Below are 25,470 nucleotides of genomic sequence, written 5' to 3' on the forward strand. Positions count from 1 at the left end.
TGAGAGGGATTTTTTTTCATACAGGGTTTCAGTCAATTATTCATCTTCATGAATATCAAGAATACGGAATCCTGATTTCTCCAGCTTATTGAGGAATTTATCCATATTGTCCTTCTTTTCGACCTTTAGTACGATACGTCGTAATAATTTATCAGTTTCATCAAAGGTAACCAGGGAAATAACCGATTCCGAGTACTGCTGGATGATATCTCCAAGACGGGCAATCCGTCCTTCTGTTTCTACAGAAGAAAAGGCGATGCGCACTCCCTTTTGATCCATACCAAATGCACTTCTGAATTGATCAAGTACATCAAAGCGGGTAATTAATCCAAGGAAGTTATTATCCGGTCCTACGACTGGAAGAATCGGAGAATCCTTCAATTCGACCAATGCATTTTCGAATACATCTTTATCGGTTATATATTTTTCGGTATCGGCAATAATATCACGAACCTTTTTCTCCTTAAGAAAGGCTTCTTTATCCATTCCTGAAAGGAAGAAGCTCTGATATATATTGTAGCGTGTTGCCACCCCTTTAAATTCTTCATTCGAGAGTACCGGCACTCCATCGATTTTATGGTGTTCCAGTACTGTAAGGGTCTTTTCAATCGAATCATTTTCATCTACAACATAGCATTTGTGTTTCGGTATCATGGCACTTTTTACAAACATTTGACCACCTCTTCATTAATATCCTACATCTTTAGTATTCAACATTTTCACAAATTTCCCCTTCCTATTTATGAATTTAAATTAATTAACATGTTCTATTTACCTACTTCATATGTTGTTACGAAGGATTTTCTTTAAAGGAGGGATTATCGTGCACGAATTTTACAAAGCTTATTACCCATATGTAAGCCCATTCGATCCGTGTAAGCCTATTACCCGGAAAGTCTATTCAACGCCCCCTAATCTTTACTTAGGGTTTCAACCTCCCAACCTGGAGCAATATTCACCAAAAGAAGCGTTACAAAAAGGTACTCTATGGAAAGTGTTTTATGATCCCTACTATAGCCCGTATGAACAGATGAAGGGAGAATAGACTGACATGAAACAGCTTCCCCCCCATTATTATGAAGTGCTGGAAGAGTTACAAGCCGTAGATTTCGTGATTATTGACCTTACCCTTTACCTGGATACACACCCTGAAGATTATGATGCAATCTCTCAATATAATATGTATATCAAAACGCGAAAACAAATTAAGAAGAAATTCGAAAAGGAATTTGGTCCTTTGACAAACTTTGGATATAGCTACTCCAATTACCCATGGGATTGGAAGGATGCTCCATGGCCATGGCAAGTTTAATATTTTAGGAGGTGCATGAAAATGTGGGTGTACGAGAAAAAACTTCAATATCCGGTCAGAGTAAGTACATGCAATCCTAAACTGGCAAAATTTCTGATTGAACAATACGGCGGTGCTGACGGAGAACTTGCTGCTGCCCTAAGGTATCTTAATCAACGCTATACCATCCCTGACAAAGTCATCGGATTGTTAACGGATATTGGTACGGAGGAGTTTGCTCACTTGGAAATGATCGCGACAATGGTTTATAAATTAGTTAAAGATGCAACTCCTCAGCAGATGAAGGACGCTGGACTTGACCCTCACTATGTTAATCATGATGGAGCGATCTTCTATCACAATGCTGCAGGTGTGCCGTTTACTACAGCCTATATAGCGGCTAAAGGGGATCCGATTGCTGATTTATATGAGGATATAGCAGCTGAAGAGAAAGCAAGGGCTACCTATCAGTGGATCATAAATATGAGTGACGATCCTGATTTGAATGATGGTTTGCGGTTTTTAAGGGAGCGTGAAATCGTCCACTCCCAACGCTTCCGTGAAGCAGTCGAAATTCTTAAGGATGAAAGAGATAAAAAGGTATTCTTTTAATGCATGAAAACTTGGCTCATTTCTTTGTGAAAAAAGAAATGGGCCCTTTCTTTTTACTAATTTATAAATATGGGCTCTATATTAAGTACTTACATTTGCTCTCACTTACTTCCATGAAATAAATTAATATCCCATTCTTTTTTCATTTTTTCATACACATGATGCCTTTTTTTCCACGCTTCCTCTTTCCATAAATCTTTACTTCGATCGATGACTTCACACCTTAATGCATGATACTCTTTTTCCTTTTTCTCCTTTTTCTCATATAAGATTCTTGTAGCACCGAAAAGCCCGACAAGAAGCATTGTTATAAATAGATGAAAAGAGTTAGATACAAATACAGAAAACATCGCTGCAAAAGAGTAAGAATATGGTCCAAGCACAAATTTCGTCACATAATAGAGAAAAATGAAGGAAGCAAACATGCTTGCCCATAAGGTATAGAGGTGTACCGCTTTGGCTTTATCAAATTTTTGTTTTTTGTCTATTAAATTATGTAGCATTTGTCCAGTGGCTTGATCTGTCCATTCTCCAAAGTTCATTCCCACCCACTCCTTTCCTTCCCTTATAGTTTATGAACTTGTCCATAAAGATAGAATAGTTGAATAAAAAAAGGACCTCTTTCGGATCCTTTACACACACATCTATCAGGAAGGCGGGTTAATGTTTCTTCACCCTGACATCTGATTCCGATTGCGAAGAAAACTAACTTCATGAAATTCCGTTATGAGTTGATCAAAGATGCAATCCCAGGATTGTTTTTCAGCCATTTGAAGAGCATTTCTTTTCATTTCATTTAGGAGATTTTCATTTAATATCTCTTCAATATGGTGAATAAACGAAGAATATTGATGAGCTTTCGCCATCCTTCCGGTTTGGTTATGCTCTACGATGTTCGTCACACCGCCTTTATCAGACACTACCGCTGGCAAACCTGATGCAAATGCTTCTAATACTACATTTCCAAACGTTTCTGAAGCAGATGGGAAGACGAATAGGTCAGAGGATGCATACACTTCCGCTAATTCGTTTCCTGTTACATAACCCGTAAAGAGTACATCTTCTTTTTTGGTTTTTTCCATAAGTTCATTCCTCATCGGTCCATCGCCCACGATAACCCATTGAACTTGATCTTTTAATGTATGAGGAAGGTATTTAATCGTCTTTTCGAGTGTGTCCAAGTCCTTTTCAGGAGCTAAACGCCCCACATAAAGCAGAGTGTATTTCTTGTTTTTAATAAATTTTCTCCTTAGTTCAGGACTGCGCTTTTCAGGAGAATAGGTTTGACAATCCACTCCCCTGCTCCATATGGATAAGTCGGCAAAACCTTGGTTTTCTAAATGAAGTTTCGTTTCAATTGAGGGGACAAAAATCCGATCTGCCTGTGAATAAAACCATTTCATGTATTTCCATAATAATGGTGCCACCCACATCATTTTGTAATAGTTCAAATACAGATCAAAATGGGTGTGGTAAGAGGCAACCAAGGGGATATTCATTTTCTTTGCCCCGCGGATCCCGTAAAGTCCCATTGTAAGAGGTGTGGTTACATGAATCAGTGTAGGTGAAAAATCTTTCAATTGCCTTTCAATCGTTTTCGGGTTGGCAATAGCGGTTCTGCATTCAGGATAGAAGAAAAAAGGAAAACTTGTAAAGGAATGTACATTTGGATATGACTCTTTTTTCTCTTGAAGATCAGGAACAAATACTTTGTACTCAATTCCCCTTTTCTCATAGTGATTCGTCAATCTTTTTAACGTTCTTGCGACCCCGTTCACTTGAGGATAGTAAGTATCCGAAAATAATGCCACTCTCATGTACACTTCCCCCTTTTTGATTGCCATTCAATTCGTATATTCTTTACATTTATCTTATAAACAAAAGGACCATTAAAGTCGTAAAAAATGCAAGAAATGCCCCTGCCAATACATCTGAAGGATAATGGACTCCGAGCAACACTCTGGAATATCCAACCAACCAACTTAAAGGAAAAAGGATAAGCATTGTACTTGGATACTGAATCATAAAAGGAATCGTAATGGAAAAAATAGCAGTCGAATGACCAGACGGAAATGAATGATCTTTAAATTCATACCCGTGTACCATTGCATCAGGTAAGGTTAAATAGGGTCGGATTCGTTTAACCAATTTCTTGATGACCGTCATGATAATATGACTGATACATAACGTTAACATGGCGGCCATTACCGTTCTTTTCATTTGTGGATAATATTGAGTTAAGAAAAACAGGATCAGGACGGAGGCTACAGTAAACCTCGCTCCACCAAGATGAGTAACATAGCCGAAGAATGAACGATACAGCTGTTTGCTTCCATTGATTCTGTAAAACAACAAATCATCTACCTTGCGAAAGCGCGTAAGCATTCTGTCCATGAAACCAACCCCTTTTCTATAGTGCTGTCACCTCCATTATATTTTCGGTTTGTAATGCTTCTTATAAATGAATGTAAATTTAATTGAAAATTTTTGTAAAAAAAATAACACCCACCCCAAATTTCCTTGGGGGAGTGCCTATTATTGATCCAATGGGATTTCCAATATTTGTCCCGACTGGATTTCATTATTGTGAATATTATTCCATTCCTTAATTCGTTCAACCCCTGATTGGGAATTGTAGTATTTCATAGCAATCCTGTAAAGGGTTTCCTGGGGTGCGACCGTGTGATATACGATCTTATATGCTGGCTGTTCTTCCACAGGTTCTTCATTTACCTCTTCTTTCGGCTTTTCCTCTGCTGATTCTTGTTCAGGTGATGGAGAAGCCGGTTCAGTAGATGCTGGTTGTTCCTTTCCAGTCATTGAGGCAGCATCTTCATTCAAAGATTCTTCTTTTTTGTCAATTACAGCTGCCTCTTCTTCTATGGAACCAGCCTCTCCAAGGCTCTCCTCATTACCATTATCGGATTGGTCGTAGCGAACTTCTTCCACATCGTCCACATCTTCTGACATGACCACCAGGGGACCATTCCTGCTATCGAAATACGAATAAATGCTAAAAACCGTCAAGGGCAAAAGAATAAAAAATAAGAGCAGCATACTGATCAATGGATATTTCATTCTCCATTTGTTTTTCTTCTTTTTCTCTCTATGTACCTCACTTCTCGCTGGAAGAGGCTCTCTTTTATTTAATGGTGCTTTCTCTGGGGCTCGTTCAATCTTTTGTTTTAATCTCGCTGCTTGATCTCGATATGGGTCTTTACTCATGAGACATCCCTTCTTTACTTCCTTGTCTCCCTTTCTTACGCATATGTATACCTAGTAAGAAATCGATGACAAAGTGCATGATGATTGTTACCAATAAATTCTCTGTTTGTTCATAAATGAAACCGATCCAAAAGCTAAGCAGTACAATATTGACAATTAAAAACCAGTGAGCCCAGTATCTGAAATGAATCAGAGCAAATATAATACTTGAAATGATTAAGCCAAAGTGAAATTGCAACACGCCCCTGAATAATATTTCTTCACTAATACTAATGAAAAATGCAAGCAGTGCAATTTCACCAATGCTTCTATCCGTAAATATCCGTGCATTCACCCCACCATCGTCATAGTATTTACTGGGTAAAAGCTTCATCAATACGATGTCGATGATCACGATCATCACACCGCTTGTTAATCCAATGGTCAAAATAGTCGGGGAAATGTAAAACTGTTTCCCAAAACCAGACCACGTGTCAAATAAAAATATACCTAATCCTAATGCTATCGTTAATAGTAAAAATTGAGTGAAATACAAATGAAATGTTAACTGGTTCTTAGAAAGTTGTTGAATGACTTCCCCTTGTTTATGCATGAATACCACTTATCCTAATAATAATTTTTCCAATCTTTTTTCCCATCTTGTTTCAATCTGGTTTTGAATGTCCGTTGGCCGATACTTGAAATCATTAAGGGAATAACCGCATTGATCACAACAGAAGCTATTCTCCTGTTGAAGCACTTCATCAAAATAATGAAGGAGCTTCTCTCTTCTACAGAAATCAAACTGTAACCACTCGATCATGGAGAGTAATTTGTCCTTCTTGTATTGTAATCGATTGTTTCGAATTTGTTTCATTTTTTCTATTAATCTATCATGATTAATAGGCTGCCCTTGAGTCAGCTCATCTGAATAGTGCGTAAGAAATCGATATTGAATCTCCGACAGTTGCAACTGATCGATTATCTCTTTTTCCTGACCCTGTCTGCTTTCCTTTACATATCTCTGTATTTGTATATCTTCAGGTAATTCACTTTGAATTAGCTGCAGAGGGATCGAAAGGTCTTGTTCAGAGTATAACACGACAGAGACACTGCTTTCCCCATCTCGTCCCGCTCTTCCGACTTCTTGTGAGAAAGCTTCAATGTTTGAAGAGAAATGAAAATGAATGACAAATCGAATATTTTCCTTATTTACACCCATACCAAATGCAGAGGTGGCACAGATGATTTTTAACTTATTGGAAAGGAATTGTTGTTGGATCAATATCCTATCCTCTTGTTCCATTCCCCCATGATAGTGAGCAACACCTGATACTCCATTTTCCCCAAGCCATAAAGAAACGTCTTCTGCCATGCGTTTACTTGAGAAATAGATAATACCCGGCCCACCCCATGTTGTCACATACTCTAAAAGCTTATCCAGTTTATCACTATGATCCGTGACTTTCTCAACGAACAGACCGATATTTTCCCGATTAATTGAATAGACTATTTCCACAGCACCTTCCATTTTGAGCACTCGTTTAATGTCTATCCTCACTTCATCAGTGGCAGTCGCCGTTAATGCCAAGGTTGTCGGGTTGCCAATCTTCTTTTTTAGCTCCCCCAATTTTAAGTAATCAGGTCTGAAGTCAGGACCCCACTGAGATATACAATGTGCTTCATCAATAACAAATAATGAAATGTGTAAAGTTTGTAGTAAGGGAATAATAGTCGGACTCATTAACAATTCCGGTGATATGAAAATAAATTTATAAACGTGTAATTGCTCAAGGGCGGCTCTTCTTTCCATATAAGGTAAAAACGAATTCAGTGCGATCACACGTTTTTCACCCATTACTTTCATCTGCTCCACTTGATCCTGCATTAAAGACAGAAGTGGAGAAACGATTAATACTTGTCCTTTCATTAGATACCCGGCTAATTGATAGCAAAGGGACTTACCGGTTCCTGTCGGAAGCATTGCCAACGTATCCCGTTGATTTATAACAGATTGAATGATCTCCTCCTGGCCTTCTCGGAAGGAAGAATAGCCAAATCTCTCTTTAAGCTCTTGTTGCAGATTCACGGTTCTCACCTGCCTTCGCAATCGCTACTCTAATTTGAAAATAAGATAAATGAGGAATCTTCTCTTTTATCGGTTTTAGCCTTTTAGTTTGAGCGTCATTCATAACTAAAAGCACATTCTCATATTCCACTTGAGAAATGAACGGATCTATTGCAAATTCTTTCTGAGTTAAGATTAGTTCAATCACATGATCTTCAATGGTATTTATCTTTAAATCACGTATACGTGCAATTTCTTCGATTGAATGGCCCCTTTGATACAACTCATATGTTTTGCTTGTTGAAATGGTCAGATTTTGCAGCTGATCACTTTTTAAGCTAATTGAATATAATAAGGGATAAGTTGAAGGTTCTCTTTCTAATTCAGATAGTATACCGTGTATTAAATTAAGAAACTGAAAGCGAAATTCTTCTTCATGCATTTTCAATTTTTCAGCAACTTGTAATTCTGTACATCCATAATCCTTGTATCCCGTTAAGCGGAATACGAGAATGTCTGGATTTAAGGTTTGCGATAGACTGCTTAACAGGCTATACAGCTCTTTATGCAAATCAGAAGACAACTTTTCAATATTAGAGTGTGCTCGTAAACAGCTCTTTACCCATTTTTGTATGTTTTTGTTACGTTGAACAGGAAAATAGAACGTTTCCTGCTGTTTCCCGTTTGAAAGAACCTGAACAAGGAGGCTTAATCTTTTCCAAAACAGAAACGTTTGATCACCATAGACGAGACCGTTCATATTTGATGGAAAGGAGTCACCCTGAAAACCTTTTTTGACAGAATCAGTACCATCAGTGGTCACAATCACCTTCCCACTTTCGTCGACAATGATATACCCCAATTTCTCTAATTCCTTTACCTTCTGATCAAAGTATGCTCTTTTAAGCTTAGGTAAAGAGAGGAAAAATGGCTGCAAATAAAAGATATGAGCATCCTGGATCGACTGAGAAGATTTTTTTCCTTTTAAGATATGAAAAACAGAGTAAATCGATCGCTCTCCATTTATTTGCAAGAAACAATATAAAATCACATAATTAAGATAGGTCAAATCTCTACTCCTTAACATGTAGGTTATTGTCAAATATTGTACCATGAATTTGTTGTTTAACCATGTTTTGTTTTTCATATATCGGATAAAAATAAAAAGAAACCACCTAACTATTGAAAAGTTATACAATCCTCTATAAAATAAACATTAAGTGATTTTTCACAAACTTACATTGTGTATAATGATGAATTATATAGAATTATTTACTCGGGAGGTTTTTTCTTTGCCAAAATATACGATCGTTGACAAGGATACATGCATTGCATGTGGAGCGTGTGGGGCTGCTGCTCCAGATATTTACGACTATGATGATGAAGGTATTGCATTTGTAACATTAGACGATAACCAGGGGACGGTCGAAGTTCCTGACGTATTAGAAGATGATATGATTGATGCATTCGAAGGTTGTCCTACAGACTCCATTAAAGTAGCTGACGAACCATTCGACGGGGATTCACTTAAATTCGAATAGTAGTTCCGGAGCTAAGGGGAATTTCCCCTTAGCTTTTTTTTTGGCTGATGACATAAAAAAACCCCTCAAATGTCATTGAGGGATTTATCATTTATATTTGCACTATGCCGCTTTCTTTAGGGCTGTCTGTCTTGCCAACCAGCCTTGAAGACGAACAAATAGTAAGATGAAGACTGATGTTACAAGGATTCCTTTTAAAATGTTGAAAGGAACAATTCCTGTAATGATAATCTCAGCAGGAAGCTCAAAATTCATGAAGTATTTATATGCGGGAAGGAATACAAAATAATTAAGAATTCCCATACTGATACTCATGACCACAGTTCCTGTGATAAGTCCGATCAACAAACCTTTTTTAGATTGTAAACGTGTATAAATATAATATGTCGGAAGAATCAAAAGCACTCCCGCCATAAAATTTGCAACATGGCCTATCGGAACGCCGGTATCGCTTCCTGTCATGATGTAATCAATCACGTTCTTGAATAATTCAACTAATATTCCTGCAAGAGGACCTAATGTCACTGTCGCAATCAATGCAGGCACATCACTGAAATCTACCATTAAAAACTTTGGAAATGGTGGAATCGGGAAGTTAAAAAGCATTAACACATAGGATATGGCACTTAACATACCAACCGTTACAAACGTGCGTGTATTCATTTTTCTCATAAATCTCTCTCCTTTAGGAGATTCATCTCATATCGAAGATAGCTTAAGCCAAAGGTAGCATTAAAAAACTCCTAGATACGTATATCTAGGAGAATGATAAGGCATACCCTAATAAACGTTCAGCTTCCCATTTTCTAAACGTTCTGGCATAAACCTTCATCTTCTCCCATCCAGACTATACTGTCGGCTTTGGATTCGCACCAAATCCTGCCCCTGAAGGCTCGCGGGCTAAGAGACAGATGTCTCATCACCGCCGGTAGGGAATTTCACCCTGCCCCGAAGACGAATCTTTATTTTTTTATACATTTTCATTATACATAATGACGAGGGTTATGTGAAGGAAAACAGTTCGAATTCGAAATATTTTTGTTTACTCATGGTATATTCAGGTTTACGCTTCCATTATTGTATGTTTAATACTTGTTGAGGATATATAGGTGTCTTAAGATCCAGGCCATTCCAAGCCACCAAGTCATTCACATCAACTCCTTGTGCGACTGAAATGGAGTATAAGGTGTCCCCTTGTTTCACTACATACCCACCCCCGTCTGGTTGAGGAATGGCCAACGATTGATTAACTACCAAATGGGTTTCAACTAAACCATTGGCACTCTTAATTTCTTCTACAGATATATTGTATTGTTGAGAAATCCCCCAGAGGGTTTCTCCCTTATGTACGACATGATTTACCATGTTTTCATTATTATGATCTTGTTTCGTACTTACATCATGGGTGATATCAGCTGTTCCAGAAACACCCACTGCCTGATAGGGATCCCTCTCCTGAGCAAACACAAGCTGCCCGACCTCACCTTGTCCAAATACCATATAGGGATCGATTGCATTTTCCTTATCAATCGTCCATTCACCCCTGTGCACCTCAAAATGCAGGTGAGCTCCTGTCGATCTGCCTGTATTTCCTAAATTTCCAAGCTGTTGACCTTGGCCCACTTCTTGATTTTCTTCAACAAGCCGGCTCTCAAGATGAGCATAAACGGTTTCATATCCATTTTCATGCCTTATGAATACCACATGTCCGTAACTTGGAGATAGATATGATCTAATTACCTTACCTTTTGAAACAGAATAAACAGGAGATCCTATGTCTCCACCTATGTCCATTCCTTTATGAGTACCAGACCTTGTCCCATACGAATCCGTTATCATCCCTTCAACAGGAAATGTCCAGGATACCGTTTCCTGCGTGATCTTATTCGTCTCTGCTTTCGCTATCTTTCCTGTAAAGAACATAATGCTCACACACAATGCTAACAGGAATACGATTAAAAGCCTTCTTACATAATCTAAAATCATGCTTGTCCTCCTTACCCATTTAACGCAATACCTTATTTCTTCCCTACTGAAGCCTCACGTCCACTACCTTTTCATCTATTTACCCATTCTTACCTTCTCACCATCATTTCATGCACTCCCCACTATATGTAGACCCTCCATTCAATATTCACAAGTGAATGAGATAATTTTCCTTTGAGTAGTTTGTCTAAGTTTGAGATAAATATACACCCAAAAGCGGAGGCGGCTCGTTCAGCACCGACAAGCATAAGATGAATTGGCCTGGAAGGCGTTCTTTGCCTTCTTGGCCAATTTAGCTTATGACCTCGAGGGGCTAGCCGCCGGAGCTGGATGATAGGAAATGTGGAGACGTCTGGTCAGGCCCGACAAGCATGCCCTTCACACAAAAAAAAGACCCGAAACGGATTCCTTTCCCGCTTCCAGTCTTTCTGTGATAACTAATTTTCGATTGTTTTCTTATTCGGGCTGATAGGAGTCTCAATGGGTTCGTTGAACATGAATCCATTCCAGCTTTCCTGTTTAATGTTTTCAAATTGAACTCTTTCATACCCGGAGCTTTTGCTTGTCAGTAAAATACCTTCAATCATTTCCATGGCTGTTTCATTGTCTAATGTTTCTATGTCCAGTTCATTTAAGAAATTGATGGTTAGATATTCATCTGATACCGTTACACTGATATTGATATTTTTCGGAATCACACTTTGAAAAAGGCTCGTTTCCGAGCTTTTCATTGCCTGAATGGACTCTTTGACATTTCCTCTATTTATATTATCCGGTACGAGGAAGCGTTCCCTTCCATTTGGCGAGTAAAGGTAATAGGCAGTATGAGCATCTTTATTAAGGTCGATTTTCGAGAATTCCCCGGTGGAGCTGAATTCCGGAACTGAGCCGTCTTGTTCTTGAAGAACCACTTCATTTAACCCCTTATGCTGAAATGAGTATAATAGAGTATGGTAAAAAGCATATTCCACTGCACTACCGCCACTATATGAATGCTCAGGATCCAAAGTGAATATGACTTTGTTTTCACCCAATGTAAATTTGCCTTTTAAAGGGAGAAAGTCTTCCATCCCCCACTCACCTTCAGGCAACTCACCTGCAATTTCTTCATGACGGGTCAACCAGCCTTCTTCCCCTTCTGCCGGTCGATCAACAATTGAAATAGGAACAGGTACCGCTTCCGTTGAAACGAGTCCATAAGAATAGTAGTCCTTCCCCTCTAAGTCTTCTTCGTATAAAGATAATCTTTCTGCCGTAGATGGTTGAAGGTCTTTTTCAGTCTCAGCCATACTAAACTCGTTATTATCCTTATCGGCTGTAATTTGGTCTTTATCGGTGTCATGTATCATTTCTGATTTATCATCTGATTTCGCCAAGGAATCTTGTGCTGAATTCGTTGCTGACTCCCCACCTGAAGATTCCGTTGATTTCATTTCAGACTTTTCCATACTATTTTCATTGAATTGATTTAATACGGTTGGAGCAAGCATGACCATGATGAAAATGGCTGCCAGCGCTGCGACTGTTGGAATAAAACGGTTAAAAGCAAAAAACGTCTTTTTGTTCTGACGTTCTATTTTTGCATATATCGATTGAGGAGTTCGATCATCTTTGATTGGAGGAAGCTTCTTGACGAGTTCCTCTATATCACGATCTTTCCATTCTGACTGTTTCAATGTCTCTTTCCTCCTTTGGTAGCCGTTGATTCATTTCAATTCTTAACCACTTTATGGCTCTATGCTGAGTCGTTTTCACTTTACTTTCAGACCAGCCCAGGACTTCAGACGTTTCAACAATTGAAAGTTCTTGTAAGTAACGCATAATAATGACCATCCGAAAATCCGTCGAACAGTTTTTCAAACATTCGTACAATACCTGAACTTCTTCCTTCGCAACAGTAATTTCTTCCGGGAGTGCCCCATCGTCTGTCACATCATTCCGGCTCCAATCGAATTTATCCAATATCCGATGCTTCCAGTTCTTCTGTTTTCTAAAATGATCTATGGCTACATTTTTCGCAATCGAAAAAAGCCACGTTTTTTCAGAGCTTTTACCTTCAAAACGCTCATGCGATTTAAGCACCCGGATATATACTTCCTGCACCAGATCTTCAGCCTGTTGCTTATTCTGTACCATGTATATAAGGAATTGAAAGACGTCCTGATGATACTCAGTGTATAATTTCTCAAAAACGGAGTCCACTTGCTTCCCTCCCCGTCAATTTATTAGTCGTTTTTTCTGTAAAAAAGTTACACACTATCAATATAGTATTTTTCTGGTCAAAAGGAAAGACTTATATTTAATATAGGTTTTACCTCAAATTCACTTCAAATAAAAAGTCAACAAGGTACTTATCCCCTGTTGACTTCTCATCATTTTTTCAACATCATTTTCTACTCGCAGAGAAAAAATAAAGAATGTTTCCCATGTAACAAGAAAAATCGTCAAGTTTCTATGGATATCATCGATTCTTGGCTAAATGGGAAGAAAGAAAGTGAAGGTTGTCCCTTGATCGACTTTACTTTGTACTTGGATATGACCTTTATGGGACTCAATAATGTTCTTTGCGATCGCGAGCCCCAGACCAGTACCGGACTTCCCTCTTGTTCTTGCTTTATCCGCTTTATAAAAACGCTCGAATACGAAAGGAAGATCTTCTTCAGGAATCCCGGAACCCGTGTCTTTTACGTGGAATAAATAACCGCCCTTGCTTTCCGTCAGGGAAACCGTTACTTCTCCACCTGTAGGAGTATGTCTTAAAGCATTATCAATAAGATTGGTTAATACTTGTTCAATTCGGTCCGGATCCATGTGAATTTCATTTTTGATTCCTACGTCACTTTCAAAGTAAACGGATACCTTTTTTTCTTTGGCCAGTCCAATAAATTTATTCGTCACCCTTTCAGTGAAAGGCATGACACCAATGACATCTTTATTTAGAGTGATATGCCCAGCTTCCATCCGGGCCAAATCCAGAAGGTCATTGACCAAACGGCCCATTCGCAATGACTCATCATAAATAATTCGGGCTATCTCTTTCTTTTCTTCTTCTGTTTCCGCAATATCATCAACGATCGCTTCACTATATCCTTGAAGCATAGAGATTGGCGTACGGAGTTCATGAGAGACATTGGCGATAAAGTCTTTCCGAAGCTTATCCAATCTTCTCTCTTCTGTCATATCGCGCACGACCGCCACGGCTCCCCTGATGTTGTTGTTATTGTAGAGAGGACTGATAATCACCACATACGAACGCCCCTGCAGACTCAATTCACCTGTCTGCTCCATTTCTGTCACGACAACGCTCTGCAATAATTCTTTTACAGTAGTAGGGATGGCTTCTTCACTGTTTTCACTTTGCTCATAATACCAATGTTGCAGGAATCGATCGGCAGGTGGATTAGTGATCAAGATCGTGCCGTCTCGATTAAAGGTGATAACTCCATCAGCCATACTGCTCAAAATAGAGGAGAGCTGCTCTTTCTCCTGGCTCAATGCGTTAATGTGAAATTTTAGCTGCCTGCCCATTTGGTTAAACCCAGTTGCCAGCTCACCGATTTCATCCTTCGTCAAAATCGGAACCTTTGTATCAAACTTACCCTTAGCTACCTCAAAGGCTGCTTCCCGCATTTTCCTAAGTGGTGCAGTGATACGTGTGGAAAGGAAGAAAGCAAAGATGGTTGTTAGAATAATGGCAATCCCGGCAGCGAGCAAGATCAGTTTCGTTGTTTGACGGGTTGTATCTTTAATAACACCAAGAGACTGATAGAGATATACCGCTCCATCCTCTTCATCAATATGAAGAGGAGTCCCTACAATGATGACATTTTCATATCGGTTCGACGATAGTTCCGAAGTTAATTCAATCTCTTTCTTGATGGTGATTTCTTTTGTTTTCACCGATTGAAGTTGTTTATCACCTGAAATATACTCATGAATATTCTTTTGAAACGCTGTAGAATCCTGGGAATAAAGTGATTCATTTTGATCTAATGAAATAATGATATTGATTGGATCATCGATGATTTCTTTCCCCAGTTCCATCCCCAGTTCCAAGTCTTTATGATTCTCAATGACTCTCGCCACTTTTTCAGCCGTTTGGGTTAATTCTTTTTCAACCACATCGACGTGATAGTTTTGAAAGAATTCCAGTAAAAGAATCGTAAGGATAAATAACACAAAGGAAACTAAGAGCAGAATCGTTAGCCACAGCTTCCCTACAACACTACGCCATAGCCTCATTCATTTGTTACCTCGAACTTGTAGCCTACTCCCCATACGGTAACAATCATCTTTGCAGCCATCTCGGATACTTTATTCAGTTTTTCTCTTAATCGTTTCACATGGGTATCGACCGTACGCAGGTCCCCGAAGAATTCATAATGCCACACTTCCTTAAGTAGGTGCTCACGGTCAAACACTTTGTCAGGAGCTTTTGCAAGGAAATAAAGGAGCTCGTATTCTTTTGGTGTTAAGTTCACATCTTTACCGTCAGCGGTTACCCGATGGGCATCATTATCGATCGTAAGATGAGGATAGACAATCAGGTCCTTTGCCTTGGCATCTGTTTGAATAAAGCTTGTCTTTGAAGAACGTCTTAATAACGCTTTCACTCTCAGTACCACTTCACGAGGGGAAAAAGGTTTCACTATGTAATCATCGGTCCCCACTTCGAACCCTTGCACTCTGTTCACTTCTTCTCCTTTAGCAGTAAGCATGATCACGGGCGTCGCTTTCTTTTCACGAAGATGCTTACACACTTCGATCCCATCCATCCCCGGCATCATGATATCCAATAAGATACAGTCGTAATCATTCTCCAGAGCAAGCGCTAATGCTTCCTCTCCATTTTCGGCTTCATCAATTTCATAGTTTTCTCTTTCAAGATACATTTTTAACAGTCTACGAATCCGGTCTTCATCATCTACAACTAAAATTCGAATATTTTCCTCCATGGGTATATCCCCCTTTTGTCTAATTAAACCATATTATCCTTATTTTATATGAAAAAAGAAGCTGACTCAAAGAGAATAACACTCTCATTATGGTCAGCTCCCTCCCGTTCGTTATTTAAGCGTATGAATGTAATCCTGCGATTATGAGGTTAACAGCCACCAGGTTGAATAGAATAATGGCAACCCCGATGACGGCTAACCATGCAGACTTCTCTCCGTGCCATCCTTTAGAGAGGCGCAGGTGCAGAAATGCTGCATAGAATAAGAATGTAATTAATGCCCATACTTCTTTGGGATCCCATCCCCAGAATCGAGTCCAGGCAATTTGAGCCCAAATCATTGCGAAGATGAGCCCTCCTAGTGTAAAGACCGGAAAGCCGATTAATACTGAGCGGTAACCAATTTCGTCCATCAGGTCCAGATTCACATTTTTCACCAATGGCTGTAATTTCGCAGCTATTCGCTTTCTGAAGATTAAGCGTAATAGAAGATAAATTCCAGTACCAATCAGAAACGACCAAATAACGGTATTAAGTTTCTTAGCATTGATGAGGGCTGGCATTTCCACCAGCGGCTCCATTACGTTGTCAGTTAATAGTTGGCCTTCATTCGGTCCGACAAGGGCTGGAAGTGTATATTCAGAAATCGCTTCCGCTCCTTCTTGATTGACATATTGAAAGTTCGCTTCGTAATTCCCAAGGGTAAAGGCAGTTGATGCAACTACAAACCCTAAAACGACAACTAAAGAATACATGACGGTTTCAAGCCAAAACGATTGCTTGTTTCCTTTTGTATGTTTTACAGATTTCAATAAGTAGATCAACCCTGCCACAAAACTGATGGATAAAATGGCTTCACCGGCTGAAACAGTTGTGACATGGATTTTCAACCAATCACTTTGTAGAGCAGGGATCAATGGACTAATGTCTTTAGGAAACATACTGGCATAGGCAATCACCAGAAGTGCAAATGGTAATGCAATGACACCGAGTATCGTTGTTTTATACATAAAGTAAAGGATGATAAAGGCTCCGACAAGCGTCATTCCGAAAAAGGTTGTAAATTCAAATAAATTACTTACTGGAGCGTGTCCTGCTGCCCCCCATCTTAAAAAGAAGTAGCCTAATTGAGCGGCAAATCCGATAAGGGTTAAAACAATTCCAATTAATCCCCACTTTTGCTGATTCGTTTCAGTTGTATTTTTTTGGCGGATGCTCCCACCAAAAAACAACGTAGCAATCAAATACATTATGAAGGATACATAGAGTAAATTACTACTCCACTCTGCCATTGTTATCGTTGACATCTTCATTCCTCCTTGCTTCGTCTTTTTGTTGTTGATCTTCAGGATTCTGTATTCCAGTACCTTCCAACACGAAGTTAATTTCATTTTTTAATCCATGCCAATTTTTATTCGTATGACCCGCTACGATGACTCCATCTTCACTTCGCCTGATCCAGATTCTTCGGTGGTGCCAATAAGCACCTTGGACGACACCTATCATAAAGATGGCTCCACCAACGGCAAGTATCCAAAGAGTGAGATCCTTATGAACGGTTAACGCAGATACATCTCTCGTCTCCACACCCGCAAATGACAATTTATATTCATTGTCACCAAGAGGTTCCAGATTTTGCTGGATTCCTATAAAGCTCACTTCACCATCTGGATTTTCAGGCGAAAACAATTTGAAAAGGAATGCTGGATTATTCGGTAAAGGCGACTTGGTTTGCGGCTCTCCTTGTTCATTAAATCCAGAGAAGTCAGGGTAATATCCCATCAATTCTACTTTATACCCTTCTTCAAATGTATAGGTATCCTGAGGATCAAATAGATCGACGGTGAATTTGCCGAAGCTGTCCCCAGACTCTTTATTATCAAATGTAAAGGACATTGATTTAAATTCGTCTATCTTGTAACTGGTTTGATATACAGCGAAATTCCCAAATTTAAGGGGGTGGTTCACTTTAATGGAATCCTCTTTTTCCACTTCCCGATCAGCCGTTTGCCCTGGAAGTTTATCCCCGGATTCTTTATACAGTACCACGTCAGACTGGAAATTCTTTGCGATGGTTCCATTCTTATCAATGGCTTCCCCAAATACTTCTTTGTCTTTATCTTTATCGTATGTCTCTAACGTAAATCCTTTATTTTCTAAGTAATATTCTTGTTTCGTACCAGGAACCGCCCTTGTTTCACCTTCACGGATCCACACGGTTTCATCAATATACATTCCTGGAACGAATCGCAGCATGCCCCCGAAAAGGAAAATGATAAGACCAATATGATTGACATATGGACCCCATCTCGAGAAACGATTTTTCTCTGCAAGAATGTTACCGTCTTCTTCCCGGATCTTATATTTTTTTTGAGTTAACTTTTCCTTAATCTTACTTATTGAATCATTGACCTCTACCATTTCTGTTTTCCCATAGATTCGTTGACGCTTCAGGAAACCAACATGTCTGGAAACACGTTGATTCTTGAGGGCACGATAGAGGGGAATCACCCGGTCCAGACTGCAGATCACGAGGGAAACTCCAATCGATGCGATTAATAATAGATACCACCATGAACTATATAAATCATGGAACCCTAACGTATAATATAACTCTCCAAAAAAGCCGTATACATCTTCGTAGTACTCATTTGCCGGTTGTCCATTCGGAATATACTGTTCCTGGGGCAAAATCGTACCGACTGCAGAGGCGATAAGTGTGATGACAATTAACCATACGCCAACCTTAACAGATGAAAAGAAATTCCAAATCTTATCGACTATCGATTTGTTATACGTTTGGGAACGTCTAGCACTACCCTCGTATCGCATGTCATGAAGCTTCTCGTTCTTCGCTTCGTCCGTTAAAGCACGTCCACAGGATTCGCAGAGAACGGTACCATTCGGGTTTACATGACCGCATATACATTTGATCTCTTTCATGTTAAAACTCCTTATATCAAGTTATACTGCTGAGTTAAGGCTTGATGCTCTCTAAATCTTCAATGATATCGTTTTCTGACATCGTTCCTGTAATGATTTTTTCGATTTCACCTTGAGGGTTAATGAGGAATGTCGTTGGTAACGGATCAATACCGTATGCGTTTTGAACTTCTTCTTCCTCGTCTACTACAATAGGGAACTCTAATCCGTGTTTTGATACGAATCGGTTGATTAGGAAATCCGATTCCCCTACATTAACAGCCAATATCTGTACACCTTGATCTTTATATTTCGCATATTGATTATTCATATAAGGCATTTCTCTTTCACATGGTTTGCACCATGTTCCCCAGAAATTCAAGAATACCCCTTGTCCCTCATAGTCGGACAAACGATGTTTATTCCCTTCCATGTCCTCTAATACAAAGTCAGGCGCTTGATCTCCCACCTTCAACTTCCCTCTTTCATCCTTCGTAAAGTTTGCATACAGCGTATATGCAACCGCAGAAGTCAGTACAATGAGAATAATGGTCCGGATGAGTAATCTGCGTTTTTTCTTATCCATGTACGTGTGCCTCCCATATTGAAATCGTTCTCAAAAAATGGAAATGTTTTTCTCTCTTTACAGTAGCAAAGGGCCTGATTTTCATAAGAATTATCTTATGAGATCAGTCCCTGCCATAATGTAATGTTCCATTCCTTCATAATAAGCAGGGAAATATCCCTTGGATTTCAGGGTAAAATTCCTTTCCCATTATATCATTTATCACTTTATAGATAGTGTAAATTATATGAAGGATATGTGACACTTTCCATACTATTCTTTATCGGATACTTCCTGTTTCAGCCAGTGTTCTCAACTGTTTCACTTCATGTGGAGTAAGCTCTCTTCCTTCTCCAGCGTTCAACCCATGAAGAGTAAGGAATGCATATCTTTCTCGTTTCAGCTTTTGAACCGGATACCCAAGTGCTTCGAACATTCTGCGTACTTGTCGGTTTCTGCCCTCATGAATGGTAATTTCGACGATGGATTTCCCTTGTTTCTTATCAATGCTTAATACTTTCACTTTTGCTGGAGCCGTCATTCCGTCCTCCAGTTTAACCCCTTTTTCAAGTTCTCTGATTTTGAATTTAGGAGGAATTCCTTTTAATCTCGCTACATACGTTTTTTCAATTTCGTTACTTGGATGCATCAGGGAGTTAGCGAAATCCCCATCATTGGTTAAAAGAAGAATACCTGACGTCTCATAGTCCAGTCTTCCTACCGGATAGATTCTTTCTTGTATTTCAGGGAAGAAATCCGTTACGACTTGACGGTCTTTATCGTCAGTCACAGCTGAAATGACCCCTCTTGGTTTATAGAGCATATAATATACTTTATTTTCTCTTTCAATCTGAATCCCTGTCACTTCAACTCTATCGGAATTAGAAACCTTGGTTCCTAACTCTTTCACCACTACTCCATTGACCTTTACTTTACCTTCTATAATTAATTGCTCAGCTTTTCGTCGAGACGCTACGCCACTATGAGCAATAACCTTTTGTAATCGTTCCACGGTCTTTCACCTCATTTAATTTTCAATACATTTGTCTTCATGAATTATTACACAATCCAGACAAAATAGAAAGGTATAAAGAAAAATCGACCTTTTCAGTCGATTCCTTTATACCTTATTGTTTCCTTTATTAATGGATGCCAACCATTAAAACATGATCGTGACGATGAAGATGGCTGCGACGATTCCGACGAGGTCGGCTAGTAAACCGACCTTCAAGGCGTCTCCCATCTTCCGGATCCCTACTGCCCCGAAGTACACGGTCAATACGTAAAGGGTGGTATCGGTACTTCCCTGTAAGGTCGATGCAAGTCTTCCAATAAAGGAATCTGGCCCGTGGGTAGCGACTATATCGCTCATCATACCCAGGGCAGCTGTTCCTGAAATGGGCCTGATCATGGCAAGTGGCACAATTTCAGGGGGAATACCGAGTGCAAGCAATCCCGGACGGATGAGGTTCACAAAGAACTCAAGTGCTCCTGATTCTCTGAAAATAGTAATGGCTACAAGCATCCCAATGAGAAAAGGAATGATTGACACGGCAATTTTAATGCCTTCTTTTCCCCCATCGACGAACACTTCATACGTAGGTACCTTTTTGAGTGTTCCATAGATTAAAATGAAGCCGATCATAATGGGAATCAACCATAATGATATCGTGGATATCCATTGCATCTACTTCACCTCTCTACGAGTACGTCTATAATGAAAATATCGGTCTATCAATATGGCTCCTATGGTCGAGAGCATGGTCGCGATCAAGGTTGGTCCCACAATTTCAGTCGGGGAAGCAGAATCATATTTCATCCGGATCGCAATGACCGTTGTTGGTATAATGGTAAGGCTCGACGTATTAATGGCTAAGAAGGTAATCATCGATCTGCTGGCATAGTCTCTTCCACCGTTCAGTTCCTTTAATTGCTCCATCGCTTTAATCCCGAGAGGTGTTGCTGCGTTTCCAAGACCGAACATATTGGCCATCATATTCGATAATATATACCCCATCGCGGGATGATTATCAGGCACCTCTGGAAACAACCGGGTGACAAAGGGTCTGAACAGCCTGGCCAGTTTATCCAATAATCCCGCTTCCTGGGCAATCCTCATGATTCCCAACCAAAACACCAATACACTGACCAATCCTATACAGAGGGTAACGGCTTCATTTGCAGAAGTGAAAATGGCTTCGTTTACTTCTTTCATTTTGCCATTGATAATGGCGAACACTAAACCGATGATGGTCATCCCAACCCAAATGAGATTAACCATGATCCCTGACCCCTATAAAGGACTCAAAGGAATATGCCCAGAATTTCCACCAGCTCTTTTCTTTTTCAGCTTCACCCGTTGTTTTATAGAAAATGGGAAGAGTGTCTACTTCTTCGTCTTCTAAATACACAATAGCCTTCCCTACTACTTCAGGTACATTTTCATTCTTTAACCATTCCTCTTTAGGCTTTAACATTTTGTACTCTACCTTCACATCATCCACTTCATCATCTTGAAGTGTTAGGACAGATTCCCGTTTAAGATAGGCATGATCCTTGTAAATATCGTCATCCATTTTTTCAATCGTACCTTCTTCCAGGACGATCTTATAATCATATTGCTTAAACCCGTATTCAAACATTCCAATATGATCATTCCAATCATCAGGTCCATTTAGTGTAACGGCAATCAGGTTCTCCCCATCCTTGGAAGCTGTGGACACAAGCGTTCTTTTGGCTAGTTTCGTATATCCCGTTTTCCCACCCGTACTATGTTTATACAATTCTGTTAATAATCTATTTTTGTTTTTCCACTTACGGTCCCATTTTTCTTCAGGATTTGGCGCTGTATACACTTTCGTTCCTGAAATTTGCTTGTATACTTCATTCTCCATTGAATATCTAGTCAGAACTGCCATATCGTATGCAGTGGAATAGTGGTCTTCATGATCATCGAGACCATGTGGATTGGAGAAATGCGTATTTTTCATTCCGATTTCATTCGCCTTTTCATTCATCATATAGGCAAACCCGTCAAGACTTCCTCCCACAGATTCTGCAATAGCGACCGCTGCATCATTCCCGGATCTCAACATAAGCCCGTAAACGAGATCTTCTAGCTTGATTTTCTCTCCCGCTTTTAGGTAAAGGGATGAACCTTCCGTTCCCGCAGCATTCGAAGATACCGTTACTTCCTTATCCATCATTCCGGATTCAACCGCAAGAATCGCCGTCATGATTTTTGTGATGCTTGCAATCCGACTTTGGCTGTGGGCATCCTTTTCATACAGAATCCGCCCCGTCTCCTGATCCATTAAAATCGCCCGCTGTGAACTAACAGAAGGTGCGGCCTGAACTTCATTGGAAACCACTACAAATAGCAAGGTGAGGATAAGAATATAATATATGTAATATTTCACTCTCTTTCGATTCACACCCATCTACTCCTTTAATTCTAACGTGTTTGTACAAGTTTATGCAGGACAAGGGGTAATATGAATGAAAATCCGGAATTCGCACTTAGGTTCATTCTTGGCTATTAACCCACGAAAAGACACAGCAGAGTTTCCCTGCTGTGTCTTTTCGTGATTCTATTCTTTTTGGTCCGAGTCTCTGCCTGTCCATTTATATTTGAACTGATCTACACTTTCGATTCCATCGTTTCTTGAAATTTCTCAAAAAACAAATCCGCTTCATCCTGCATGAATTCGTCCTCGATATTTTCAGGTAAGGGAGGAAGTTCTTCTATTCTCTTCAATCCGAAATAGTCCAGAAATTCATTTGTCGTTCCAAATAAGTAGGCACGACCTGTCCCTTCTGCTCTTCCAACTTCTTTCACCAGTCCTTTTGACGTAAGGGTCTGAATGGGACGCTCGGTTTTGACACCTCTGATTTGTTCAATCTCCATCCTCGTGATCGGCTGCTTATAAGCGACAATCGCAAGTGTTTCAAGAGCTGCTTGCGATAAAAAGCTTACATTTGGTGACTCAACCAATTTCTTTAAATAATCGGCGTTGCTTTTTTTTGTCACCAATTGAAAGGTGTCCGCTATCTCTATTATATATATCCCCCGATTGGGATCTTTTTCATAATCCGACTTTAACTCCTCGATCACAGACATCGCTTCATGATCCCCGATTTCCAGAACAGAACAAACTTGCTTGAGTGAAAGACCCTCATCACCAGCTGCGAATAATAAGCTTTCCAGGATCCCTTTCCAATTACTACTGTTCAACTAGACCTACCTCCTCTCCTGCTTCAACAAAGATTTCCGTGAAGTTTTTTTCTTGATTGACAATGATTTGCTTTCTCTTCATCAATTCCAATACGGCAAGGAAAGTAACAACGAGATGTTCTTTATTATCAGAGGGGAAAAGACTTGTAAAGGATGTACGCTCTTTGATATTTCGCAGACTATGAAGAATATCATTCATTCTTTTCTCAATAGATATTTCCTGTCTGGTAATTCTGGTTTGCACGGGCCTTTGCAACTTCTTACGTCTCAATAACTTATGAAAAGCTCCTAACATATCATATAAAGACACTTGAACCTCACTATTCTTTAAATCCACTTCTTCCGTAAATTCCGTAAGATCACTTGGGGGCTTCGTATACACTTGTCCCCTTTCTTCCTCACGATGCTTCAGCTCATTGGCAGCCTCTTTAAACTTGCGATACTCAATCAACCTCTCAACTAATTCATCACGGGGATCTTCCTCTTCGAATTCAATTTCATCGTTTAAAAGTCCATCATCATGTTTAGGGAGAAGCATTTTACTTTTTATCGCTAATAAAGTAGCCGCCATCACTAAGTACTCACTGGCAACATCAAGTTGCAAATTCTTCATCGTATGTACATATAACATATATTGCTCAGTAATTTGAGCCATAGGAATATCATATATATCAATTTCCAACGAATTAATCAGATGCAAAAGAAGATCTAATGGACCTTCAAAAGCGTCAATCTTCACATTGTATTCCACTTTATCACCAAATTTCTAATTACAGTCATTCCTGATCGCTACTTAATAGTATAGTAGATTGACCACTATTCTCCAATAGAAAGTTTTTGTATAAAGAGGATGTACTTGTCGTTTTGGGAAAGATGGAGAATATGCTACACTTTAAATACTCAAACGCTATTTCATAATAAGGAGGGACTCACATGGTTTATCCTAAACCTTACTTAGAATTCTTAATGTATTTCCACGGAAATCGTGATTATTTCGAGTGCCATGAAGTGTTGGAAGAACATTGGAAATATACGGATCCTAAGAACCGTTCTTCCCATTGGGTAGGTTTAATCCAGGTTGCTGTGGGATTGTATCATTACAGAAGAGGTAATTTATCAGGAGCAGCCCGGACATTTAAGAAAGCCGTTCAAAATATCGAACTGAATCAGGATGAACTTTCCCGATTAGGGATCCACCCTGTTAAACTTCAGGAAATGCTCGTTAATATCACCCATGGACTAAGTACCAATCAACCCTATAAGAGCATCAATATCCCCCTGACGGATGCATCTCTACAAAAGCAGGTCCAATCACTGTGTGAGGACAATGGGTACTCCTGGTGTTCTCCAAGTGATTTAAATAATAACGCGCTCATTCATCGTCATTCCCTGCGTGACCGTTCAGAAGTGATTTTAGAGAGAAAAAATGCATTACAACGAAAAAAAAGAGGCTGACCACCTACTGTTCCGGTGGCCGTCCTCTTTATTGTTCTTCGTCTATTACTTTCTCTTGATCGATTTCGTCACACTTCTCAAAGAATGAAGCGGTCTCTGAATTCGGCTTCACTTCATGCTCAGAATGCATGTCTCTAAGATGCTTCACCATTGATTTCCCAATTCCTTCGTGCCGATGGGATGGATTAACGGATATATGCTGAATTTCTAAAGTGCTATCTGTCTTGAATACTCCAATTAAACCTACTATGTCCTCTTCTTTCCATAAAAAGAGCTGCCAATTATCTTCAGTTTCGTATTGCTTCATCGTCTGTTGAAGCTTCTTCAAATCCTTTTCATTTGGCATGAAAGATAATAATCCCATTGCGATCTTTTCAAACGCCTTTTTATACCGAATTAACATATTTACCCCTCGTTATGTTTTATGCCTAATCTATTTATTTCCTATTATAGACAAAAACTAGAAATTTAATTGATATGAACGTTTATTTATCTTACTAAATTTACTTTTATTAATCAACTTTATCCAATCAGTTTCCAGCCAGGAACAGCCAGTAGATGACTCCCCATACTATGCCTGATACTAATAAAAACAAGAACAACCCCTTATTGCTGATTTTCATAAATGACTCCTTTGT

At 39.4% G+C, this 25,470-nt stretch carries 29 protein-coding genes and 1 riboswitch; of the genes, 5 read left to right on the forward strand and 24 right to left on the reverse strand.

Annotation, left to right across the window (positions count from 1 at the left end; genetic code table 11):
- Positions 1-36: 36 nt before the first annotated feature.
- The gene (locus ACYH0O_RS15740; protein ID WP_482629469.1) at positions 37-672 is read right to left on the reverse strand and encodes a CBS domain-containing protein; all 636 of its coding nucleotides are present in this window, start codon (positions 670-672) and stop codon (positions 37-39) included.
- Positions 673-823: 151 nt separating this feature from the next.
- Between ACYH0O_RS15740 and ACYH0O_RS15745 the strand changes: the two genes are divergently transcribed.
- Genes ACYH0O_RS15745 through ACYH0O_RS15755 form a run of 3 tightly spaced genes read left to right on the forward strand, consistent with a single transcriptional unit; the run spans position 824 to position 1,903 of the window.
- Positions 824-1,045, forward strand: a complete 222-nt coding sequence (locus ACYH0O_RS15745) for a spore coat associated protein CotJA (protein ID WP_426890668.1) — start codon at positions 824-826, stop codon at positions 1,043-1,045.
- A 6-nt stretch (positions 1,046-1,051) separates the two neighbouring features.
- Complete coding sequence (locus ACYH0O_RS15750; protein ID WP_482629470.1) at positions 1,052-1,312, forward strand: spore coat protein CotJB; 261 nt, start codon at positions 1,052-1,054, stop codon at positions 1,310-1,312.
- 21 nt (positions 1,313-1,333) lie between these two features.
- Positions 1,334-1,903, forward strand: coding sequence for a manganese catalase family protein (locus tag ACYH0O_RS15755; RefSeq protein ID WP_149156959.1), 570 nt, complete (start codon positions 1,334-1,336; stop codon positions 1,901-1,903).
- Between the two features lie 101 nt (positions 1,904-2,004).
- Here the strand turns inward: ACYH0O_RS15755 and ACYH0O_RS15760 are convergent, their stop codons facing one another.
- The 7 genes from ACYH0O_RS15760 to ACYH0O_RS15790 all read right to left on the reverse strand — a co-directional run bounded on the left by ACYH0O_RS15760 (position 2,005) and on the right by ACYH0O_RS15790 (position 8,244).
- Entirely contained in the window at positions 2,005-2,445 is a 441-nt protein-coding gene (locus ACYH0O_RS15760) for a DUF2663 family protein (RefSeq protein WP_482629471.1), read from the reverse strand.
- 129 nt (positions 2,446-2,574) lie between these two features.
- Positions 2,575-3,720 carry a glycosyltransferase family 4 protein gene (locus tag ACYH0O_RS15765; protein WP_482629472.1) on the reverse strand — a complete coding sequence of 382 codons (1,146 nt, stop codon included), beginning with the start codon at positions 3,718-3,720 and terminating at the stop codon, positions 2,575-2,577.
- A gap of 49 nt (positions 3,721-3,769) precedes the next feature.
- Positions 3,770-4,297, reverse strand: coding sequence for a phosphatase PAP2 family protein (locus ACYH0O_RS15770; protein ID WP_482629473.1), 528 nt, complete (start codon positions 4,295-4,297; stop codon positions 3,770-3,772).
- A gap of 141 nt (positions 4,298-4,438) precedes the next feature.
- Complete coding sequence (locus tag ACYH0O_RS15775; protein WP_482629474.1) at positions 4,439-5,128, reverse strand: LysM peptidoglycan-binding domain-containing protein; 690 nt, start codon at positions 5,126-5,128, stop codon at positions 4,439-4,441.
- Positions 5,121-5,720 (reverse strand): CPBP family intramembrane glutamic endopeptidase, encoded by a 600-nt coding sequence (locus ACYH0O_RS15780; RefSeq protein ID WP_149156964.1) that lies wholly within the window; start codon positions 5,718-5,720, stop codon positions 5,121-5,123. The genes ACYH0O_RS15775 and ACYH0O_RS15780 overlap by 8 nt, the downstream gene beginning before the upstream one ends.
- A 9-nt stretch (positions 5,721-5,729) precedes the next feature.
- Positions 5,730-7,196, reverse strand: coding sequence for a RecQ family ATP-dependent DNA helicase (locus tag ACYH0O_RS15785; protein WP_482629475.1), 1,467 nt, complete (start codon positions 7,194-7,196; stop codon positions 5,730-5,732).
- On the reverse strand, positions 7,174-8,244 hold the full coding sequence (locus tag ACYH0O_RS15790) for a YpbB family protein (protein ID WP_482629476.1): 1,071 nt from the start codon (positions 8,242-8,244) through the stop codon (positions 7,174-7,176). The genes ACYH0O_RS15785 and ACYH0O_RS15790 overlap by 23 nt, the downstream gene beginning before the upstream one ends.
- 223 nt (positions 8,245-8,467) lie before the next feature.
- Here ACYH0O_RS15790 and ACYH0O_RS15795 point away from each other — a divergent pair, with 223 nt between their 5' ends.
- Positions 8,468-8,716 (forward strand): ferredoxin, encoded by a 249-nt coding sequence (locus ACYH0O_RS15795; protein WP_113967637.1) that lies wholly within the window; start codon positions 8,468-8,470, stop codon positions 8,714-8,716.
- Positions 8,717-8,818: 102 nt separating this feature from the next.
- Here the strand turns inward: ACYH0O_RS15795 and ACYH0O_RS15800 are convergent, their stop codons facing one another.
- From ACYH0O_RS15800 to ACYH0O_RS15870, 15 genes are all read right to left on the reverse strand, one after another.
- A complete protein-coding gene (locus ACYH0O_RS15800) occupies positions 8,819-9,388 on the reverse strand; it encodes an ECF transporter S component (protein WP_482629477.1) in 570 nt (189 codons plus the stop codon).
- Between the two features lie 154 nt (positions 9,389-9,542).
- A riboswitch (FMN riboswitch) is annotated at positions 9,543-9,676 on the reverse strand.
- Positions 9,677-9,790: 114 nt separating this feature from the next.
- Entirely contained in the window at positions 9,791-10,702 is a 912-nt protein-coding gene (locus tag ACYH0O_RS15805) for a peptidoglycan DD-metalloendopeptidase family protein (RefSeq protein WP_482629478.1), read from the reverse strand.
- Between the two features lie 437 nt (positions 10,703-11,139).
- Positions 11,140-12,378 (reverse strand): hypothetical protein, encoded by a 1,239-nt coding sequence (locus ACYH0O_RS15810; RefSeq protein WP_482629479.1) that lies wholly within the window; start codon positions 12,376-12,378, stop codon positions 11,140-11,142.
- Positions 12,350-12,904 (reverse strand): RNA polymerase sigma factor SigX, encoded by a 555-nt coding sequence (sigX, locus tag ACYH0O_RS15815; protein WP_482629480.1) that lies wholly within the window; start codon positions 12,902-12,904, stop codon positions 12,350-12,352. Before sigX ends, ACYH0O_RS15810 begins: the two co-directional genes overlap by 29 nt.
- Positions 12,905-13,177: 273 nt before the next feature.
- Positions 13,178-14,944, reverse strand: a complete 1,767-nt coding sequence (locus ACYH0O_RS15820) for an ATP-binding protein (RefSeq protein ID WP_482629481.1) — start codon at positions 14,942-14,944, stop codon at positions 13,178-13,180.
- Positions 14,941-15,657 (reverse strand): response regulator transcription factor, encoded by a 717-nt coding sequence (locus ACYH0O_RS15825; protein ID WP_149156972.1) that lies wholly within the window; start codon positions 15,655-15,657, stop codon positions 14,941-14,943. Before ACYH0O_RS15825 ends, ACYH0O_RS15820 begins: the two co-directional genes overlap by 4 nt.
- 115 nt (positions 15,658-15,772) lie before the next feature.
- Positions 15,773-16,948: a c-type cytochrome biogenesis protein CcsB gene (gene ccsB / locus ACYH0O_RS15830; protein WP_482632583.1), complete on the reverse strand. Its 1,176-nt coding sequence runs from the start codon at positions 16,946-16,948 to the stop codon at positions 15,773-15,775.
- The gene (gene resB, locus ACYH0O_RS15835; RefSeq protein WP_482629482.1) at positions 16,932-18,599 is read right to left on the reverse strand and encodes a cytochrome c biogenesis protein ResB; all 1,668 of its coding nucleotides are present in this window, start codon (positions 18,597-18,599) and stop codon (positions 16,932-16,934) included. The genes ccsB and resB overlap by 17 nt, the downstream gene beginning before the upstream one ends.
- Before the next feature lie 34 nt (positions 18,600-18,633).
- On the reverse strand, positions 18,634-19,164 hold the full coding sequence (gene resA / locus ACYH0O_RS15840; RefSeq protein WP_426890662.1) for a thiol-disulfide oxidoreductase ResA: 531 nt from the start codon (positions 19,162-19,164) through the stop codon (positions 18,634-18,636).
- A gap of 259 nt (positions 19,165-19,423) precedes the next feature.
- A complete protein-coding gene (locus tag ACYH0O_RS15845) occupies positions 19,424-20,155 on the reverse strand; it encodes a pseudouridine synthase (RefSeq protein ID WP_149156975.1) in 732 nt (243 codons plus the stop codon).
- A 147-nt stretch (positions 20,156-20,302) separates the two neighbouring features.
- Positions 20,303-20,830, reverse strand: a complete 528-nt coding sequence (locus tag ACYH0O_RS15850) for a spore maturation protein (RefSeq protein WP_149156976.1) — start codon at positions 20,828-20,830, stop codon at positions 20,303-20,305.
- Positions 20,831-21,424, reverse strand: coding sequence for a nucleoside recognition domain-containing protein (locus ACYH0O_RS15855; protein WP_148969506.1), 594 nt, complete (start codon positions 21,422-21,424; stop codon positions 20,831-20,833).
- Positions 21,417-22,577: a D-alanyl-D-alanine carboxypeptidase family protein gene (locus tag ACYH0O_RS15860; RefSeq protein WP_482629483.1), complete on the reverse strand. Its 1,161-nt coding sequence runs from the start codon at positions 22,575-22,577 to the stop codon at positions 21,417-21,419. The genes ACYH0O_RS15855 and ACYH0O_RS15860 overlap by 8 nt, the downstream gene beginning before the upstream one ends.
- A gap of 206 nt (positions 22,578-22,783) precedes the next feature.
- Positions 22,784-23,377 (reverse strand): SMC-Scp complex subunit ScpB, encoded by a 594-nt coding sequence (scpB, locus tag ACYH0O_RS15865; protein ID WP_482629484.1) that lies wholly within the window; start codon positions 23,375-23,377, stop codon positions 22,784-22,786.
- Positions 23,367-24,128 (reverse strand): segregation/condensation protein A, encoded by a 762-nt coding sequence (locus tag ACYH0O_RS15870; RefSeq protein ID WP_482629485.1) that lies wholly within the window; start codon positions 24,126-24,128, stop codon positions 23,367-23,369. The genes scpB and ACYH0O_RS15870 overlap by 11 nt, the downstream gene beginning before the upstream one ends.
- A 182-nt stretch (positions 24,129-24,310) precedes the next feature.
- Here ACYH0O_RS15870 and ACYH0O_RS15875 point away from each other — a divergent pair, with 182 nt between their 5' ends.
- Entirely contained in the window at positions 24,311-24,832 is a 522-nt protein-coding gene (locus ACYH0O_RS15875) for a DUF309 domain-containing protein (protein ID WP_482629486.1), read from the forward strand.
- 28 nt (positions 24,833-24,860) lie between these two features.
- On the opposite strand, the gene ACYH0O_RS15880 is transcribed toward ACYH0O_RS15875, so the two are convergent.
- Positions 24,861-25,235 (reverse strand): GNAT family N-acetyltransferase, encoded by a 375-nt coding sequence (locus ACYH0O_RS15880; RefSeq protein ID WP_149156982.1) that lies wholly within the window; start codon positions 25,233-25,235, stop codon positions 24,861-24,863.
- Positions 25,236-25,470: the final 235 nt, after the last annotated feature.

It is taken from the genome of Rossellomorea sp. H136, assembly GCF_056838065.1.

Excerpts from the sequence above, each read along its gene's own strand:
- ccsB (WP_482632583.1), bottom strand. The coding sequence starts at position 16,948 with ATGGCAGAGTGGAGTAGTAATTTACTCTATGTATCCTTCATAATGTAT.
- ACYH0O_RS15805 (WP_482629478.1), bottom strand. The coding sequence starts at position 10,702 with ATGATTTTAGATTATGTAAGAAGGCTTTTAATCGTATTCCTGTTAGCA.
- resB (WP_482629482.1), bottom strand. The coding sequence starts at position 18,599 with ATGAAAGAGATCAAATGTATATGCGGTCATGTAAACCCGAATGGTACC.
- ACYH0O_RS15875 (WP_482629486.1), top strand. The coding sequence starts at position 24,311 with ATGGTTTATCCTAAACCTTACTTAGAATTCTTAATGTATTTCCACGGA.
- ACYH0O_RS15825 (WP_149156972.1), bottom strand. The coding sequence starts at position 15,657 with ATGGAGGAAAATATTCGAATTTTAGTTGTAGATGATGAAGACCGGATT.
- ACYH0O_RS15850 (WP_149156976.1), bottom strand. The coding sequence starts at position 20,830 with ATGCAATGGATATCCACGATATCATTATGGTTGATTCCCATTATGATC.
- ACYH0O_RS15855 (WP_148969506.1), bottom strand. The coding sequence starts at position 21,424 with ATGGTTAATCTCATTTGGGTTGGGATGACCATCATCGGTTTAGTGTTC.
- ACYH0O_RS15750 (WP_482629470.1), top strand. The coding sequence starts at position 1,052 with ATGAAACAGCTTCCCCCCCATTATTATGAAGTGCTGGAAGAGTTACAA.
- ACYH0O_RS15755 (WP_149156959.1), top strand. The coding sequence starts at position 1,334 with ATGTGGGTGTACGAGAAAAAACTTCAATATCCGGTCAGAGTAAGTACA.
- ACYH0O_RS15775 (WP_482629474.1), bottom strand. The coding sequence starts at position 5,128 with ATGAGTAAAGACCCATATCGAGATCAAGCAGCGAGATTAAAACAAAAG.
- resA (WP_426890662.1), bottom strand. The coding sequence starts at position 19,164 with ATGGATAAGAAAAAACGCAGATTACTCATCCGGACCATTATTCTCATT.
- ACYH0O_RS15740 (WP_482629469.1), bottom strand. The coding sequence starts at position 672 with ATGTTTGTAAAAAGTGCCATGATACCGAAACACAAATGCTATGTTGTA.
- ACYH0O_RS15800 (WP_482629477.1), bottom strand. The coding sequence starts at position 9,388 with ATGAGAAAAATGAATACACGCACGTTTGTAACGGTTGGTATGTTAAGT.
- ACYH0O_RS15780 (WP_149156964.1), bottom strand. The coding sequence starts at position 5,720 with ATGCATAAACAAGGGGAAGTCATTCAACAACTTTCTAAGAACCAGTTA.
- ACYH0O_RS15760 (WP_482629471.1), bottom strand. The coding sequence starts at position 2,445 with ATGAACTTTGGAGAATGGACAGATCAAGCCACTGGACAAATGCTACAT.
- ACYH0O_RS15765 (WP_482629472.1), bottom strand. The coding sequence starts at position 3,720 with ATGAGAGTGGCATTATTTTCGGATACTTACTATCCTCAAGTGAACGGG.
- ACYH0O_RS15880 (WP_149156982.1), bottom strand. The coding sequence starts at position 25,235 with ATGTTAATTCGGTATAAAAAGGCGTTTGAAAAGATCGCAATGGGATTA.
- ACYH0O_RS15820 (WP_482629481.1), bottom strand. The coding sequence starts at position 14,944 with ATGAGGCTATGGCGTAGTGTTGTAGGGAAGCTGTGGCTAACGATTCTG.
- ACYH0O_RS15770 (WP_482629473.1), bottom strand. The coding sequence starts at position 4,297 with ATGGACAGAATGCTTACGCGCTTTCGCAAGGTAGATGATTTGTTGTTT.